The 16,291-nt window shown below is 62.9% G+C and carries 9 protein-coding genes; 6 read left to right on the forward strand and 3 right to left on the reverse strand.

What is annotated here, in order from left to right:
* Positions 1-233 precede the first annotated feature (233 nt).
* From C0V82_RS18860 to C0V82_RS18885, 6 genes are all read left to right on the forward strand, one after another.
* Positions 234-2,417, forward strand: coding sequence for a TonB-dependent receptor (locus tag C0V82_RS18860; RefSeq protein WP_188595143.1), 2,184 nt, complete (start codon positions 234-236; stop codon positions 2,415-2,417).
* A gap of 99 nt (positions 2,418-2,516) precedes the next feature.
* Entirely contained in the window at positions 2,517-4,715 is a 2,199-nt protein-coding gene (locus C0V82_RS18865) for a beta-glucosidase family protein (protein ID WP_102113969.1), read from the forward strand.
* Between the two features lie 10 nt (positions 4,716-4,725).
* Positions 4,726-6,678, forward strand: a complete 1,953-nt coding sequence (locus C0V82_RS18870) for a glycoside hydrolase family 3 protein (RefSeq protein WP_199772529.1) — start codon at positions 4,726-4,728, stop codon at positions 6,676-6,678.
* Between the two features lie 13 nt (positions 6,679-6,691).
* Positions 6,692-8,188, forward strand: coding sequence for a carboxylesterase/lipase family protein (locus C0V82_RS18875; RefSeq protein ID WP_199772530.1), 1,497 nt, complete (start codon positions 6,692-6,694; stop codon positions 8,186-8,188).
* Between the two features lie 231 nt (positions 8,189-8,419).
* Complete coding sequence (locus C0V82_RS18880) at positions 8,420-10,588, forward strand: TonB-dependent receptor (protein WP_102113971.1); 2,169 nt, start codon at positions 8,420-8,422, stop codon at positions 10,586-10,588.
* 59 nt (positions 10,589-10,647) lie between these two features.
* On the forward strand, positions 10,648-12,039 hold the full coding sequence (locus C0V82_RS18885) for an alkaline phosphatase (RefSeq protein WP_102113972.1): 1,392 nt from the start codon (positions 10,648-10,650) through the stop codon (positions 12,037-12,039).
* Positions 12,040-12,145: 106 nt separating this feature from the next.
* Here C0V82_RS18885 and C0V82_RS18890 read toward each other — a convergent pair whose 3' ends face one another.
* The 3 genes from C0V82_RS18890 to C0V82_RS18900 form a co-directional block, all read right to left on the reverse strand.
* On the reverse strand, positions 12,146-14,572 hold the full coding sequence (locus C0V82_RS18890; protein WP_102113973.1) for a TonB-dependent receptor: 2,427 nt from the start codon (positions 14,570-14,572) through the stop codon (positions 12,146-12,148).
* A gap of 145 nt (positions 14,573-14,717) precedes the next feature.
* Positions 14,718-15,665 carry a FecR family protein gene (locus tag C0V82_RS18895; protein ID WP_102113974.1) on the reverse strand — a complete coding sequence of 316 codons (948 nt, stop codon included), beginning with the start codon at positions 15,663-15,665 and terminating at the stop codon, positions 14,718-14,720.
* Positions 15,662-16,201, reverse strand: a complete 540-nt coding sequence (locus C0V82_RS18900) for an RNA polymerase sigma factor (protein ID WP_102113975.1) — start codon at positions 16,199-16,201, stop codon at positions 15,662-15,664. The genes C0V82_RS18895 and C0V82_RS18900 overlap by 4 nt, the downstream gene beginning before the upstream one ends.
* Between the last annotated feature and the right edge of the window lie 90 nt (positions 16,202-16,291).

The raw sequence follows: 16,291 nt of genomic DNA on the forward strand, positions 1-16,291 counted from the left end.
AAAGCCAACCATGAGCGAGAGCCCCATAAGGGGACGGTTCCAGGGAGATGACAATGAACCTATCCGTACGCGCCGTCACCGCCACCTGACGCTTTCCCGCGTCAGCGACCGGTCCTTGCCTCATCCATCCGCACGGGTCTTCCGTGACGGAAACGACCGGTCGTCGCCTGATGGACGTCGGATGCTCTTGCTCGCTTCCCATAACGATCAAAAGACGAAAAGGGAGTGACTTTATGCGCAAATCCTCTTTGATGTTCGGTGCGGCCATCGTTGCCATGGCGCCCGGCCTTACCGTCCTGGCACAGACGGCAGACAATGCCTTGCAGCTGGACGAGATTGTCGTCACGGCACAGCGCCGCGCCGAAAACCTTCAGGAAACGCCGCTGGCCGTTTCCGCCATCACCGGCGAAGGCCTGGAAAGTGCGGGCGTGAAAAGCGTTGTCGATCTGTCTGCAACGGTCCCCAGCCTGCAGATCACTAATACCGGCGGCGGCGCTTCGCAGATTTTCATGCGCGGTATCGGTAGCACTAACGTGACGGAGGTGGGTGATTCCGCCGTCGCCTATCATATCGACGGCATCTACATCGCCCGCGCGACGGCCACGGGCGCCCTTTTCTATGACATCGACCGGGTTGAAGTGCTGCGCGGACCGCAGGGAACACTGTATGGCCGCAACGCCACCGCGGGCGCCATCAATGTCATCACCAAGAAGCCGACACAGCAGCTTGAAGGCTCCGCCGCGGTGGAGTTCGGCAATTATGACGCGCTGACCACCAGCGGCGTTCTGAACGTGCCGCTGCATGACACGTTCGCGGTGCGCGCCGGTTTCCAGACGACCCGCCATGACGGCTATCAGAAGTCGATCACTCAGGGCCCCGTGGCTGGCAATGACAAGGACAGCCAGGACGACAAGTCGGCCCGTATCCAGGCCCTTTGGACACCGGCGGAGAACCTGTCGATCAATCTGCGTGCCGACTGGCTGGCCCGTGGCGGCAATAATGGCGGCGACGTTGCCTATCCGATGGAAACGGGTGACCCGCGCACCATCCTGTCCCGAGTCAACACGTATCGCGACAACACCTATTGGAGCGCGGGGACGGAGGTCAATTACGACCTGGACTTTGCCCAACTGACCTATCTGGTTGGTTTCAATTCGGCCAAGGATGACCGCGTGGGCGAGAACCCGTCCACCCATGCCCCGAACTATTTCTACGGTATTGACGAGACCTGGTCGCATGAACTGCGTCTGGGTGGGGAAACCGACAGCCTGAAATGGGTCATCGGCGCCTATTACTTCAAGGAAGATAATGACGTCGACTTCCGTATCTTCCTGGCCGACAACCGGTATCTGAGCTTCATTCAACCCGATGTCTTCGCCTCCACCAAGGCCGTCTTCTCCCAGGCCACCTGGTCGGCGACTGATGAACTGCGCTTCACGGGTGGCCTGCGCTACACCAAGGACCGCAAGGGCCGCAATGGCGGTACCTATTTCACCAATAATGCCGGCGCCATTACCAGCACGGTGACCCTGAACGTGTCGGACAATACCTGGGACCGCGTCAACTGGCGTGCCGGCGTGGATTATGATCTGGCTGAAAGCAGTATGCTCTATGCCAACGTCGCCACGGGCTACAAGGCCGGTGGCTATTTCGACGGGGTGGAGCCGAACGATTACAAGCCGGAAACCATCACTTCCTACGAACTGGGCGTGAAGAACCGGTTGATGGACAACCGTCTGCAGCTTAACGCCTCGGCCTTCTACTATGATTACCGCGATTTCCAGATATCGGCAATCGGCACCATCGCGGGCCAAGACGCGACAGTGACCTTGAATGCCGACAAGGCGGAAATCTACGGTCTGGAACTGGAAACCGACTACCTGCTGACCGAGGCCGACCGTATCGATGCCAGCGTTTCCTGGCTGCATGCGCGTTACAAGAAGTTTTTGCTGCCACGCGGTGACGCCTTCTCCAACAACGCCGCCAACGCCAACATCGTTCGCTGCTACAGCGCAAACTATGCGGCAGCAGCCCCGCGTCCCGCTGATTTCTCCGGCTGCCATATGGCACGCACGCCTGAATGGTCGATCAATCTCGGCTATCAGCATGAATTTGCGATGGCGGACGGCGCCAGCCTGACTGCACGCGCCCAGACCCATTATGAATCTTCCAAGTATCTGGAATATCACGGTTTCCTGGAAAACAAGCAGGACGACTTCACCCGCACCGACCTGACGCTGACCTACAAGCCGGCAGAGGGTGCATGGACGGTCATGGCCTTCGTTCGCAATCTGGAGAATGACGACGTCCGCACGACGTCCGGCCCCAATGCGACGGCTGGTCTGGCTTCCAACGGCACCGGTGACTTCTACGCCCCGCCACGCACCTACGGCGTGCGCCTGGGTATCGACTTCTGATCTCCCTCCGGCGCGGGGGGCTGCATGGTGCATCCCCCTTCCGTCCCACCTCATAACGGGTCCCCCGCGCCGCTTTTTCCACCCAACCTGGAGGCATTGATGAACATCCACCGCTTGATCAAGGGCGGCCTCGCCGCCGGCCTCTGCCTGACGGCGCTTGCCACCGGCATCCGCATGGCAGAGGCCAAGGATTGGCGGGACCCAACGCTGTCGCCCGACGAACGGGCGAAGCTGCTGGATGCGGAGCTGACGCCGGATGAACGGATCGGCCTGCTGCATGGTCCCATGGCACTGCCCTTCAAGATCGAGCGGTTGCCGGACGGTGCCATTGGTGCCGCCGGCTATATTCCCGGTGTGCCGCGCCTGGGCATTCCTGCGCTGAAAGAAACCGACGCCAGTCTGGGCGTCACCAACCCGATGGGTATCCGCCCCGGTGACACGGCCACGGCACTTCCGTCCGGTCTGGCGCTGGCATCCAGCTTCAACCCCAAGCTGGCCCATGATGGCGGTGCCATGATCGCGCGGGAAGCGGTTGCCAAGGGCTTCAACGTCCTGCTGGCTGGTGGTGCCAATCTGGCCCGCGACCCCCGCAATGGCCGTAACTTCGAATACCTGGGCGAGGATCCACTGCTGGCCGGCACGCTCGCAGGGGAGAGCATCAAGGGTATCCAGTCACAGAATATCGTCTCCACCGTCAAACATCTCAGCCTGAACGGTCAGGAAACCAACCGCCATTGGGCCAACTCGGTCATCGGCGAAGCCGCCCACCGCGAAAGCGACCTGTTGGCGTTTCAGATCGCCATTGAAAAGGGCCAGCCCGGCTCCGTCATGTGCGCCTATAACCTTGTGAATGGCGATTATTCCTGTGGCAGCGATCATCTGCTGATCAAGGTGCTGAAGGGTGATTGGGGCTACAAGGGCTGGGTCATGTCGGATTGGGGCGCTGTGCACGCCACAGATTACGCCGCCAAGGGCCTGGATCAGCAGTCGGGTGAGCAGTTGGATGATCAGGTCTGGTTCGGCGAACCGCTGAAGCAGGCGGTGGCCGCCGGTACTATTCCCGCAGCACGCCTGTCTGACATGTCACGCCGTATCCTGCGCTCCATGTTCGCCGCCGGCCTGTTTGAAGAGAAGCCGGCACCCGCCATCGATATTGCCGCCCATGAAGCTGTTGCCAAGCAAGTTGCCGATGAAGGCATCGTGCTGCTGGCCAACAAGGGTATCCTGCCCCTGGCACCGGGTGTGAAGAAGGTGGCGGTCATCGGCGGCCATGCCGATAGTGGCGTGCTGTCGGGTGCCGGTTCGTCGCAGGTTACCAGCCATGGCGGCAATCCCACGGTGATCCCGGTTGGTGGCGAAGGCTTCATGGCCGCCTGGCTACGTCAGGCGTTCCATAATTCCTCCCCCTTGAAGGCCCTGCGCGCGGCACTGCCCGGCGCTACGGTCAGCTTCAATGATGGCCGTTATCCGGCTGCCGCCGCCGCCCTGGCCAAGGACGCCGATGTCGTCATCATCTTTGCCAACCAGTGGATGTCCGAAGGCCTTGACGCCTACGATCTGTCCCTACCGCAGGGACAGGATCAGCTGATCGAGGCGGTAGCCGCCGCCAATCCCAACAGCATCGTTGTGCTGCAAACCGGTGGCCCGGTTTTGATGCCCTGGCTGGACAAGGTCGGCGGCGTCGTGTCTGCCTGGTACAGCGGACAGAAGGGGGGCGAGGCCATTGCCGATGTCCTGACCGGCAAGGTCAACCCCTCCGGGCGCCTGCCCGTCACCTTCCCGGCCAGCCTGGACCAGTATCCCCGCCACGACCTGCCCGGCTGGGGTCTGCCGGAAAAGCAGCAGTTCGATGTGGTGTATGAGGAGGGTTCCGACGTGGGTTACCGCCGTTTTGCGGCAAAGGGCATGAAGCCGCTGTTTCCGTTTGGCCATGGCCTGTCCTACACGACCTTCACCTATGACAAGCTGCGGGTGAAGGGGGGCGACACGCTGACCGTCAGCTTTGAAGTGACTAATACCGGCAAATTACAGGGCAAGGACGCGCCACAGATCTATCTGGCCGGTGCCGCCGGCAAACCGCTGCGCCGTCTGATCGGGTTTGAGAAGATCGACCTGAAGCCCGGCGAGCGCCGTACTGTGACAGTAAAGGCCGATCCGCGCCTGTTGGCCCATTTTGACGAGGCCGGTCGGCAGTGGCGCATCGACGGCGGCGATTACGACGTGGCTGTGGGTCCGTCCGCCGCACAGACCGTGCTGTCGGGCAAGGCCCGTGTCAGCCAGCGCACGCTGAAGCCGTAAGGGGGCTAAGATGTCGAACAGAACCACCGCCGGCATGGTCTCGCTTGGTGCGCTGCTGCTGGCCGCCGGCAGCGTTGCAGCACCGCCGCAGCCGGCCCTGCCCACAGGGCAGCCGCAGGTGAAGGCCGATGGCCTGACCTTCCGCGACCTGAACCGCGACGGCAAACTGAACCCCTATGAGGATTGGCGCCTGTCGCCGGAAGTGCGTGCCGCCGATCTGGTGTCGCGCATGACCCTGGATGAGAAGGCAGGGGAGGCGGTGCATGGCACCGCCCCCGTTCAGGGCGGCATGATGTCGGCTGGTCCGGCCTATGATCTGGAGCCGGCGCGCGCCATGATCCTGGACCGGCATGTCACCTCCATGATCACCCGCATGGCCGTGAAGCCGGTCGAGTTTGCGACGGAAAACAACCGGTTGCAAGAGATCGCTGCCAGTGGCCGGCTGGGTATCCCCATCATGATCTCCACCGATCCGCGCAGCCATTTTCAGGTGACTGCGGGTGCCAGCGTTACCACCACCGGCTTCTCGCAATGGCCGGAGACGTTGGGCCTGGGGGCCATCGACGACCCGGCCCTGACCCGGACCTTTGCGTCCATGGTGCGGGATGAATACCGCGCTGTCGGCATCTCCATGGCCCTGTCGCCCCAGGCCGACCTGGGTACCGAACCCCGCTGGTCCCGCCTAAACGGCACCTTCGGGGAGGACCCGGCGAGGGTGTCTGCACAGGTTAAGGCCTACGTCCAGGGCATGCAGGGGGCCGATGCCGGCCTGACGCCCGGCGGCGTCGCCACGGTGGTCAAGCATTGGGTCGGCTATGGCGCTGCCGTGGAGGGGTATGACGGGCATAACTACTATGGCCGTTTCACCGACTTCACCAAGGGTGGCTTCGACCGGCATGTCGCGGCCTTCCAGGGCGCGTTCGAAGCCGGGGCCACCGGCATCATGCCGACCTACACTATCCAGAAGGGACTGGTGCTGAACGGTAAGCCGGTGGAGCCGGTGGGCGGCGGTTATTCGCGTGAACTGCTGACCGATCTGCTGCGCGGGGTCCACAAGTATCAGGGACTGATCCTGTCCGACTGGGCCATCACCTATGACTGCAACGAAAGTTGCCGCACCGGCACGCCAAAGCAGGGGCCTAAGGACATTGCCATGCCCTGGGGCGTGGAGGATCTGACCAAGCCGCAGCGCTTCGCGAAGGGCATGCTGGCCGGTATTGATCAGTTCGGCGGCGTCGATGACGGCACCCCGGTGCGCGAGGCGGTGGAGCAGAAGCTACTGCCCGTCTCCAGGCTGGATGCGGCGGTGGCCAATGTCCTGGCCCTGAAGTTCCGGCTGGGCCTGTTCGAAAACCCGTTCGTCGATCCCGCCCGCGCCGACGCCATCGTCGGTTCAGCGGACAAGGTTGCCGCCGGTCGCACCGCGCAGGCCCGGTCGCTGGTCGTGCTGGAAAACAAGCTGGGTCCGGTGGCCCTGCCGGATAAGGCCAAGCGCCTGTTCCTGCATGGTGTTGATCCGGCGGCGGCGCAGGCGGCGGGCTTCACCATTGTGGACAGCGCCGACAAGGCCGATATTAGCCTGATCCGCCTTGCCACCCCGCATCAGACGCTGCATCCCGGCCATTTCTTCGGGTCGCGCCAGCATGAGGGCGATCTGGATTTCAAGCCCGATGACGCCGGTCTGGCCATTGTCAAACAGGCGGCATCCGCCGGTCCCGTCATCCTGGCGGTTGACATGGACCGGCCCGCGATCCTGTCAGCGGTGTATCCACACGCGGCCCTGCTGCTGACCTCGTTCGGGATCAGCGATGTGGCCCTGTTCGATGCGCTGCGCGGTGTCACCCCCCCTAAGGGCAAGCTGCCCTTTGAAATCCCCTCTGACATGTTCGCCGTGCGGGCACAGTCGCCGGCCCTGCCGCATGACAGCGTCAATCCGGCCTATCCCATCGGCTTTGGCCGTTGATCGGGAGATGACAATGCGTCACCTGTTTGTTGCCTTGCTGCTGTTCGTGGCGCCTGCCGCCATCGCCGCCCCCATCACTGTTGAGGGCGGAAAGGTGGAGGGAGTTGCCGATGGCGATATCGTCGCGTTCAAGGGCATTCCCTATGCCGCCGCTCCAGTCGGTCAGCTGCGCTGGCGTCCGCCGGAACCCGTCATCCCCTGGCAGGGGGTGCGCAAGGCCGATACCTATGGCCTGGACTGTCTGCAAAGCCCGTTCCCCGGCGATGCCGCCCCGCTGGGCGGCCCGATGGGGGAGGATTGCCTGTTCGTCAATGTTTGGGCGCCCAAGCCGCAGACGGGGACCAAGCGTCCCGTCATGGTCTGGATCCATGGCGGCGGTTTCGTGAATGGCGGCTCGTCGCCCGCCGTCTATGACGGTTCCGCCTTCGCAAAATCCGGCGTGGTGCTGGTCAGCCTGAATTACCGTCTGGGCCGTTTCGGCTTCTTCGCACATCCGGCCCTGACGGCGGAGGCGGGGGCTGAGCCGACCGGCAATTTCGGCTTCATGGATCAGGTTGCGGCCCTGAAATGGGTTCGCCGCAACATCGCCGCCTTCGGGGGCGATCCTGCCAACGTCACCCTGTTTGGGGAAAGTGCCGGTGGCCGGTCGGTGCATGTGCTGCTGGCGGCACCGGCGGCCAAGGGCCTGTTCGACAAGGCCTTGATCATGTCCGGCGGCGGGCGTGTCACTACTCTGGGCCTGCTGCCCCTTCGGCAAGCGGAAATGCGCGGGGTGAACTTTGCGCGCAAGGCCGGCCTGACCGATGACAGCGCGAAGGGTCTGGCGGCCCTTCGCGCCCTATCGGCGGACAAGATTGTAGACGGGCTGGACATGCGGTCCATCATGGGCGACGGCGTCGATCACTATGCCGGCCCCATGCTGGACGGCAAGTTCCTGGCGGAGGAGCCGGCAAAGAGTATCGCCGATGGCAAGGCGCCGCGCATGCCGATGATGATCGGCGCCACCGGCCTGGACGGCTTCCCCATCGGCGATGCGGATATGCTGCTGAAGGGGTTCGGTGCCAATGAGGCAGCGGCGCGACAGGCGTATGCCAGCCCGACCCCGCTGCTGACCAGCTGGAAGATCGTGGGTGACCGCATCTTCATTGAACCAGCACGCTATCTGGCCCGGCAATGGTCCGAAGCGGGGTTACCCGCCTATGCTTACCGCTTCAATTATGTCGCGGAAAGCCAGCGGGCAACCATGCCCGGTGCCACGCACGCCAGTGAAATCCCTTATGCTTTCCGCACCGTCGAACTGCGCTATCCCAGTGCAGTCAGCGCGGCGGACCAGGCCATCTCAAAGGCTTTTCACGAGCATTTCGTGGCCTTCGCCAAGTCCGGCAATCCCGGTTATCCGGCTTACCGTGCGGCCGATGACAAGCTGATGGAATATGGGGCAGGGGGAGCGGCCTTCATTCCGGATCCGCTGCGCCAGCGTCTGGACGTGATGGAGAAGGCCCAGAAGTAAACACGATCCTGATTTTTGAAAAATATGACGGCCGATATGTCCTTCCGGGCATATCGGCCTTTTCATTTAAAGGTAATTCAAAAATATCTATTTGTCCTGTGGCGGATTTTCTGAATTTTAACTCTACATATTTATTTTATAATTCAATGGTGGATTTTCCCATTTTCGCCTTCTTCCTTCACGCAAAGACAATAAGGCGGTATCGCCGCCGTTTGATGCCTGGAGGAAATCATGTCATCCCGGAAGTTGCGCCGCCCCAAGGGCCGCGCCATGGCCACCCTTTGCCTTCTGTCCATGACCCTGCCTGTTGGTGCACAAGAACAGAAGGGCATGCTGGAGGAGGTGATCGTCACTGCCCAGAAGCGGTCCGAAAGCGTGCAGAAGACGGCCCTGGCCGTGACGGCCATGGCGGGTGAGGCGCTGGCGGAAAAGAATATCCTGTCCGCCACCGCCCTGCTGGGACAGGTGCCAAACCTGCATATCGGGCAGGCCAGCAACGAAACGGTAATTTCCATCCGAGGCGTCAGTTCTGCCGGCATTACGCCCGCCGCCGACGCCTCGGTGGCCTTCCATGTTGACGGCGTCTATCAGCCGCGCCCGTCGGGTGCCAGTTCCATGTTCTTCGATCTGGAACGGGTGGAGGTGCTGCGTGGGCCGCAGGGCACACTGTATGGCCGCAACGCCACTGCCGGTTCAATCAATGTCATCACGGCGAAGCCCACCGACCGCCTGCAGTCGGCGGCGGAGATCGCTGTGGGCAACCTGTCGCGCATGACGGTACAGGGCATGCTGAACGTTCCAGTGATCGAGGAGAAGCTGGCCGTGCGCGGCGCCTTCCTGTCGCATCGTCAGGCCGGCTATACCCGAAATGCCGGTAATGGTCAGCCCAAGCTGAACGACGCGGACCAGATCGCGGGCCGCCTGCATGTGTTGACCAACCCGACGGAGAATATCCGCTTTCTGCTGTCCGGTGACTACTACCATCGCGGCGGTGCAGGATCGAACAGCGTCCTGATCGGGCGTTTGAACAATGATTTCCGCGCCAATGGTACCGCCCAGCCCTGGCTGGTCGCCACCAACACCATCCCCTATGTCGACAATGAACTGTTCGGCATTTCCGGTGAGCTGACCTGGGGGCTGGGTGCGGTCGACCTGACCTCGCTGACTGCGTTCCGCCGCGATAATGCCGATACGACATCGGATCAGGACGGGACCGCGACGGGCACGCAGACATCACGCTTCTTCAACTATAACCGCAATTTCTCACAGGAACTGCGGCTGGCGGCGGCTGATCCCGACCGCTTCAAATGGATCGCCGGTGCCTATTACACCTATGAGCATAATCGCGACAATCTGGACCAGTATACGAACCTGCAGCGCACCACGGGTGTCATCTTGCGCCGCCCTGAACGCTATGCAAGGTCCAAGGCCTTGTTTGGTCAGGCCAGCTACGAGCTGGTGGATGATCTGAACGCAACCGTCGGCCTGCGCCAGTCGTGGGACGAGAAGGGCAGCCCCGTCGGCCTGACCCAGACAATCGGCACCACCACCAACAGCTTTCGCCCCGATTACGGCGAGTGGAACAAGTTCACCTGGAAGGGTGGGCTGGAATGGCAGGCCGATGACACGACCCTTTATTACGCCAATGTCGGCAACGGCTATAAGTCGGGTGGGTTCAGTTCCAACCGCAACTACGGGCCGGAAAGCCTGCTGGCCTATGAGGTTGGGTCGAAGAATGACCTGCTGGATCGCCGCCTACGCCTGAACCTGTCAGGCTTCTATTATGATTACAAGGATTTGCAGGTCACTGCCACGGTACCGGACGAGGATGGGGTGGTCCGTACCCGTACCACCAATGCTGCCGGTTCTACCGTCTGGGGCCTGGAGGCGGAATTGCAGGCCATGCTGACCCACGACCTGCGGATCAACAGTTCCTTGGCCTATCTGGATGCCAGCTTCGACAAATATCCCGGCGCCAGCGACAGCCTGTTCCGTACCGTACAGGACCTGTCCGGCAACCGCCTGCCGCGCGCGCCGCGTTTCACCGGCAATATCGGGTTCGATTTTGACATGGACGTCGGGGAGCATGGCACCCTGACCCTGCATGGTGAGACCCGGTACCAGTCGAAGATTTTCTTCTCTGCCTTCAATGACAAGGCCTTCGTGGCCAATGGCGTGACCGTCAACCCCTATGCCATGGCCGCGCAGGAAGGCTATACGGCCAGTGCCGTTCGCCTGCGGTACAAGCCGGCGGAAGGTGACTGGTACGCCGAAATCTTCGCCGACAATCTGGAGAACAACGCCATCCTGACCGCCGTGACCTATGGCACGGGTGGGGAGACGTTTGGCGCCTTCGGCCCGCCGCGCACCTTTGGCGTGAAGCTGGGTATCCGCATGTGACCTGTTTTCGGGCGGGTGCCTCCGTGCGCCCGCCCGGACACTCTGCAAAGGACAATCCCATGAGATTGAACAAGATTGGGCGTCGCCTTGCGGCGGCGCTGCTGTCGGCCTGTGCTCTGACGCCTGTGGCAATGGCCGCTACGAAGGCCCCCGCCAATATCATCCTTATGATTGGTGACGGGATGGGCGGGGCGGAAATCGCCGCCGCGCGCGCCTATGCCAACAAGCAGGGTGTGCCCCTGTTCCTGGAAACCCTGCCGCACCAGGCCTCCCTGATCGTGCAGGCGGCGGAAGAAGGGCGGCCTAGTATCGGCGATTATGTCGGTGACAGCGCCAGCGGCGGCACGGCCCTGGCCAGCGGGCAACGCACATCGGTTGGCCGCATCGGCACGGTACCAGGCGGCGCATCGGTGCCCAGCATCCTGGAAATGGCCAAGGCGCGCGGCCTGCGCACCGGTGTGGTCACCACGGCGCCCGTGACCGATGCCACGCCCGCCTCCTTCCTGGCCCATATCCGCATGCGCTTTTGCGAGACACCGTCACGCATGGGCGCCTTCATCCCCAGTCTGCCGGGTTGTGAGGGCGACCGGAAATCGGCAGGCGGCAAAGGTTCCATCTTTGAACAGGTGGTCGACGCCGGTGCCGATCTAGTGGTGGGTGGCGGGGCTGCCATGGCGGGACAGCCGCTGGACCCTGCCGATGCATCCAAAGGTACGCTGGCTGATTACGCCAGGGCCAAGGGTATGTCGCTGGTGATGGGTCCCGCCGGCTGGGCCGCCGCACCCGATAAGGGGCCGGTTCTGGCCCTGCTGTCAGACAAGGTGGTGCCCCTGGAATGGCAGGGGCCAGGTGGGCGCAAGGCGGAAAAGCCGAAAGTCACCGACCCGTCCACGGGCGCCATCGAAAAGCCGGTTCCTGCCGCATGCGAGCCGAACCCCAAGCGGCCTGCCGATATGCCCGATCTTGCCACCCTGACACGGCAGGCTATCGGACGCTTGCAGAAGGATGCGGGCCCCAAGGGTTTCTTCCTGATGGTGGAAGGGGCGGCCATCGACAAGGCGGCACATGATGGCGATCCATGCGGCATGATCGGTGAACTGCTGGCCTTCGACCGAGCCGTGCAGACCGCCGTGGATTTTGCCAAACGCCAGGGCAACACCCTGCTAATCGTCACCGCCGACCACGCCCAGTCGACCCAGGCCATTCCCTCATACCTTCTGGCTGATCTGGGCCGTCCGCTGACGGTGGGCCACGTGCCGCATCGCATCCTTGCCCTGCGCACCGCAGAGGGCGGGTCCATGCTGGTCGGCCATGGCACCAGCGCCGACGGTGACCAGTATCATACCGGCGCCAATGTCTCCGCCTTCGCCATCGGTCCCGGTGCCGACGCGGTGGCGGGCAGTTTCGACCAGACGGGCATCTTCGACATCATGCGCAAGCATCTGCACTGAGCCGGTCCCTGTGATCGCCTCCGGTCCGCCGTCCTCTCTCATCTGGGCGGGCCGGGGGCGTGCTTGAGGCCCCCGTGTCGTCGCGCATGGACACGGGGGCTCTTTTTCAGAATTTTGCCCCGAAGCGCAGGCCGAAACGCCGTGGCGCGGAATATCCTGCCAGTATCTCCCCCTCCATACCGAAGGTCGCTGACATCATCACGGCCCGGTCGGTCAGATTATCGACCGAAAGTTCGGCGTAGCTATCGTCCCGCGTCGAATAGCGCAGCCGCGCCGCCATCACCGTGATCGCCCCCTGGCTGGCCAGACGGTAGGGGTTGTACAGGCGGTCCGCGACCATGATGGGAATGTCGTTGAACGGGCTGAAGAAGATGCGCGACATGTAACGTGCCTCGCCACGCAGACTTAGATTCCCGCCATTATCCAGCGACCATGTGCGATCGGCTGCCAGATATCCGGTCCATCTGGGTGCACGGGGCAGGCGGCGGCCTGACAGGTCCTGCTGAGTCCGAAACACCGGATCGCCCGCAACAGGATAGCGGTCGAAGGTGGCCGACAGGTAAGACAAAGTCGTCTCCACCTGCCATCCGGGGGCGGGTAGCAGCAGGCCTTCCGCCTCCAGCCCCCAGACCGTGGATTGCCCGGCATTGCTGGTCCGGGTGCGGACCACCCCGTCACTGTCGGGTGCGGAACTGTTGACCTGCAGATCCCGAAAATCATAGCGGAAACCCGACAGGTTCAGGCGAAGGCGCGACCAATCCATCTTTGCCCCCGCTTCATGGGCCATCAGGGTTTCAGGGGCATAGATCTGGTTGCTGGAAAAGCCGCCGGCCTTGTAGCCGTTGCCGATATGGGCATAGAACAGGCGTCCGTGGTCGGCCTGCCATTCCAGCCCCGCCTTCCAAGTGGTCTTTCGCCAATCGGCATGGTCGGGTTTGAAGCTGTTGGTGGTTTCTCCCAACGTGCGTGTCACCCCTTCCGGGCTTTCCTTGTGATCCCAGGATTGGCGCAGGCCCAGCGTTGCCGTTACATCGTCGGTCCAGCCCTGACGCAGGTTGGCGAACAGGGCATCCGAACGTGCCTGCCGTCGTGGCCGGCGCAGGATGACGCCCTGGGTTCGCGCCAGATCCGTGAACTGGTCTAGGTTGTCATTGTTCCGTTCCTGAAAATGATAGGCGCCGGTTATCCAGTCGCCCAACCCGTCCGTATGGCCAGACAGACGCAGTTCCTGGGAGAAGCTGCGATTGTAGTTATAGAAACGTAGGGTGCGGGTATTGACCGCGTCGCCATCCTGATCCGTTGTGTTGTCGGCATTGTCGGCCCGCCATGCGGTCAGGCTGGTTAGGGTTACATCACCCGGCGTCCAGTCCACCTGTCCCTGAATACCGTAAAGTGCATTGTCGACGCTGGGCGTAGTGTTGGTGGCCAGACGAAAAGGTTGCGCAGCACCAAGACCCAGGAAGTCCGTGTCCTTGCGACCAATCAGGACCTGACCCGACCCGGCACCGCCGCGATGATAATAATCCGCCGACAGCAACAGCCGTAGATAATCCGTTGGCAGGGCCAGCAGCAGGGCACGGCCCGCCATCTGATCCGCGTCATTGACGTCGGGTTGTCCGATCCCCTGGTTGTGCGTATACCCATCCTGCTGATGGTTGATCATGGCGATACGCAGGGCCAAGCGATCCTCCACCAGTGGCAGGTTGATCATGCCGCGCGCGGTCAGCCGTTGCTGCGACCCGATGGTCAGTTCCGCCGCCGCTTCTGGGATGAAGCGGGGTTTGGCCGTGATGATATTGATGGTGCCTGCGGTGGCGTTGCGGCCATAAAGCGTCCCCTGCGGTCCACGCAGCACCTCCACCCTGTCCACGTCGAACAAAAGGCTGCCGGCACCTGAGGGCCGGGGCAGATAGACGCCGTCCAGGTGGAAGGCCACGGACGTATCGGCGGCAGGCGTGATGCCAGCGGAACTGACGCCCCGGATGGAGATCACGGTTTCATTATTGGCCTGCCCCACATGCATGTTGGGCACATGGCCCGACAGGTCGGTCGGCGTCAGGATGGATCGTTCTGCCAGCTGCGCTGCGTCCAGGACCGAAAGGGCCAAGGCCGTGCGCTGTGCCGCTGCTGGCCGCTTCTCCGCCGTCACAACGATGGCGGGCAGGATGGCCGCGTTCGCCTGGGTAATTGTTCGGTGGGCGGCGGGGCGCGCACTGGCAGGGGTGGGCGACAGGATCACCGCATTGCCCACCTGCTTTTCAATCCGAAGCTCCAATGCCTTCGCCGCCTGTTCCAGCGCATCCAGGGCGGTCAAGCGTCCCCGAATTGCTGGCAATCGCCGACCCGACAGCCAGTCATACGGGTATGACAGGTGCAGCCCGCCGGCCCGCGCCAATTCATTCAGGCCCACTGCGGCTGGACCTGCGGGCACGTCAAACATGATCTGCGGTGCCTGCTCGGCGGCGAGCGCGGAACCGACACCTGGATACAATAAGGCCAGGACGGGCAGCACCCATACATCGCGATAAGCCAATGGCGCCTCCCTCCCTGTCGCGCGCCGTCCGGCGGGTGGGTCGGGTTGATCCGCGATCCATCACCTGCCGGCATCCTGTCACCTGTTTTCTATATACGATAGTATGTCTGAAGTTTCTCCTTACAACGCCTGAACAGTGCCCTGCTCAGGGGCGTGCCTCCAACGTCAGGGTGCCGTCGGCATCCCGCGTGACCTGCAATTGCAGGCTTGCGGCCACGGCTTGGGCGAAACCTTCGGCATCGGTGCTGCGGAAGATGCCGCCGACCCGGCGCTGAGCCACGGCGGTGTCCACCTTGACGCGCTGCTGGCTGTAACGGCTGATCTCCGCCGCCGCATCGGCCAGGGTTTCCCCGGCAAAGACCAGTCGACCGTCACGCCACGAGGCGCGACGTTCCATGTCGGGCAATGCCATGGCACGGGTGACGATACGAGTCTTCGTCATGTGGGCTTCATGGTTGCGGGTCAGCGGTACGGCGGCCAGGGTGCCCGTACGCAGGCTGACAGTCCCCTCACTGACCGTGACGCGGGCGGCATCGGCGTCCGTGAGGATCTGGAACGCCGTACCCACGGCGGTAACAGTACCGCCGCCGGTATGAACGGTGAAGGGCCGCTGTGGATCACGCGCCACTTGAAAGTTCGCTTCCCCCTGATCCAGCCAGAGTTGCCGTGCACCATCGGAGAAGGCAACGCGTAGACGGGAGGCGGTGTTGATCTCCACCACTGACCCGTCATCCAGCGTCAGACGCCGCATTTCGCCCTTTGCCGTTTCATAGGTGATGGCCGCAACCTGCGGGGTCGATGGCGGTTGACCACGCCATGCCAGACCTGCAGCCAGCAGCAGCACCACCGCAGCGGCCACAGGGCCCCAGCGGCGCCATGCCGGCACGTTCTGCACCTGTTGCCCACGCAGCAGGTCCAACCGGGCGGAGACGGCGCGCAGACGGATATAGGCGCCGTGATGGCGCGCATCCAGCCCCAGCCAATTTTCCAGCTCAGCCTGCTCTGCTGTGGTCAGTTCGCGCGCATCCTCCCTTGCCAGCCAGTCGGCGGCGGCCGTTTCGATCTCGGCAGCGGTCAGGCGGTCGGCCATCATTGTTTCCTCATCTGGCGGGCCGGCGGGGCATCCTGCCGGGCCGCAAACCAGGCCGCGCAGCGCTTGATGCCAGCGGCGACATGCTTTTCAACGGTGCTTTCAGACAGGCCCAGACGGCGCGCCACCAGCTTTTGCGACAGGCCGTCGACCTTCCGCAGGGTCAGGACCTGACGACATTTCTCCGGCAATTGCGCCAGTGCGGCGTGGAGAAGGCCAATATCTTGACGGCTGATCAGGTCGCTTTCATGGGTCGGGGCCTCGTCGGCCACGGACAGGCTTTCCAGGTCGGGCACCGGCACGATCTTCACCACCCGGCGCTGGCGCAACTGTTCGATCACGATGGAACGTGCCACCGCAAACATATAGGCCTTGGCATCGCGGATACCGGCCTGTTCCTTGGCCAGCCGTGCATAGGTTTCCTGAATGATGTCGTCAGGGTCGATATCATTGGCATGGCGCGCTAGCCAGCCGCGAAGTCCAGGCTCCAGCGGCAGGATGCGCGTGGCGAACCAGATGTCGAGCGTTGTCGTCCGCACCGTGTTTCCTCCCCGTCCGGCCCCTCATGGAAAGACCGGACATCGCAATACTGAAGGAAGACGGTGCTGCCGACAAAATCCGCCATGCCG

This window comes from Niveispirillum cyanobacteriorum (assembly GCF_002868735.1).
In the GTDB taxonomy this organism is placed as follows: Bacteria; Pseudomonadota; Alphaproteobacteria; order Azospirillales; family Azospirillaceae; genus Niveispirillum; species Niveispirillum cyanobacteriorum.

What these genes read in the sequence shown, in the direction of transcription:
- C0V82_RS18875 (WP_199772530.1), top strand. Translation starts at nt 6,692, where the DNA reads ATGCGTCACCTGTTTGTTGCCTTGCTGCTGTTCGTGGCGCCTGCCGCC.
- C0V82_RS18880 (WP_102113971.1), top strand. Translation starts at nt 8,420, where the DNA reads ATGTCATCCCGGAAGTTGCGCCGCCCCAAGGGCCGCGCCATGGCCACC.
- C0V82_RS18860 (WP_188595143.1), top strand. Translation starts at nt 234, where the DNA reads ATGCGCAAATCCTCTTTGATGTTCGGTGCGGCCATCGTTGCCATGGCG.
- C0V82_RS18870 (WP_199772529.1), top strand. Translation starts at nt 4,726, where the DNA reads ATGTCGAACAGAACCACCGCCGGCATGGTCTCGCTTGGTGCGCTGCTG.
- C0V82_RS18895 (WP_102113974.1), bottom strand. Translation starts at nt 15,665, where the DNA reads ATGATGGCCGACCGCCTGACCGCTGCCGAGATCGAAACGGCCGCCGCC.
- C0V82_RS18865 (WP_102113969.1), top strand. Translation starts at nt 2,517, where the DNA reads ATGAACATCCACCGCTTGATCAAGGGCGGCCTCGCCGCCGGCCTCTGC.
- C0V82_RS18885 (WP_102113972.1), top strand. Translation starts at nt 10,648, where the DNA reads ATGAGATTGAACAAGATTGGGCGTCGCCTTGCGGCGGCGCTGCTGTCG.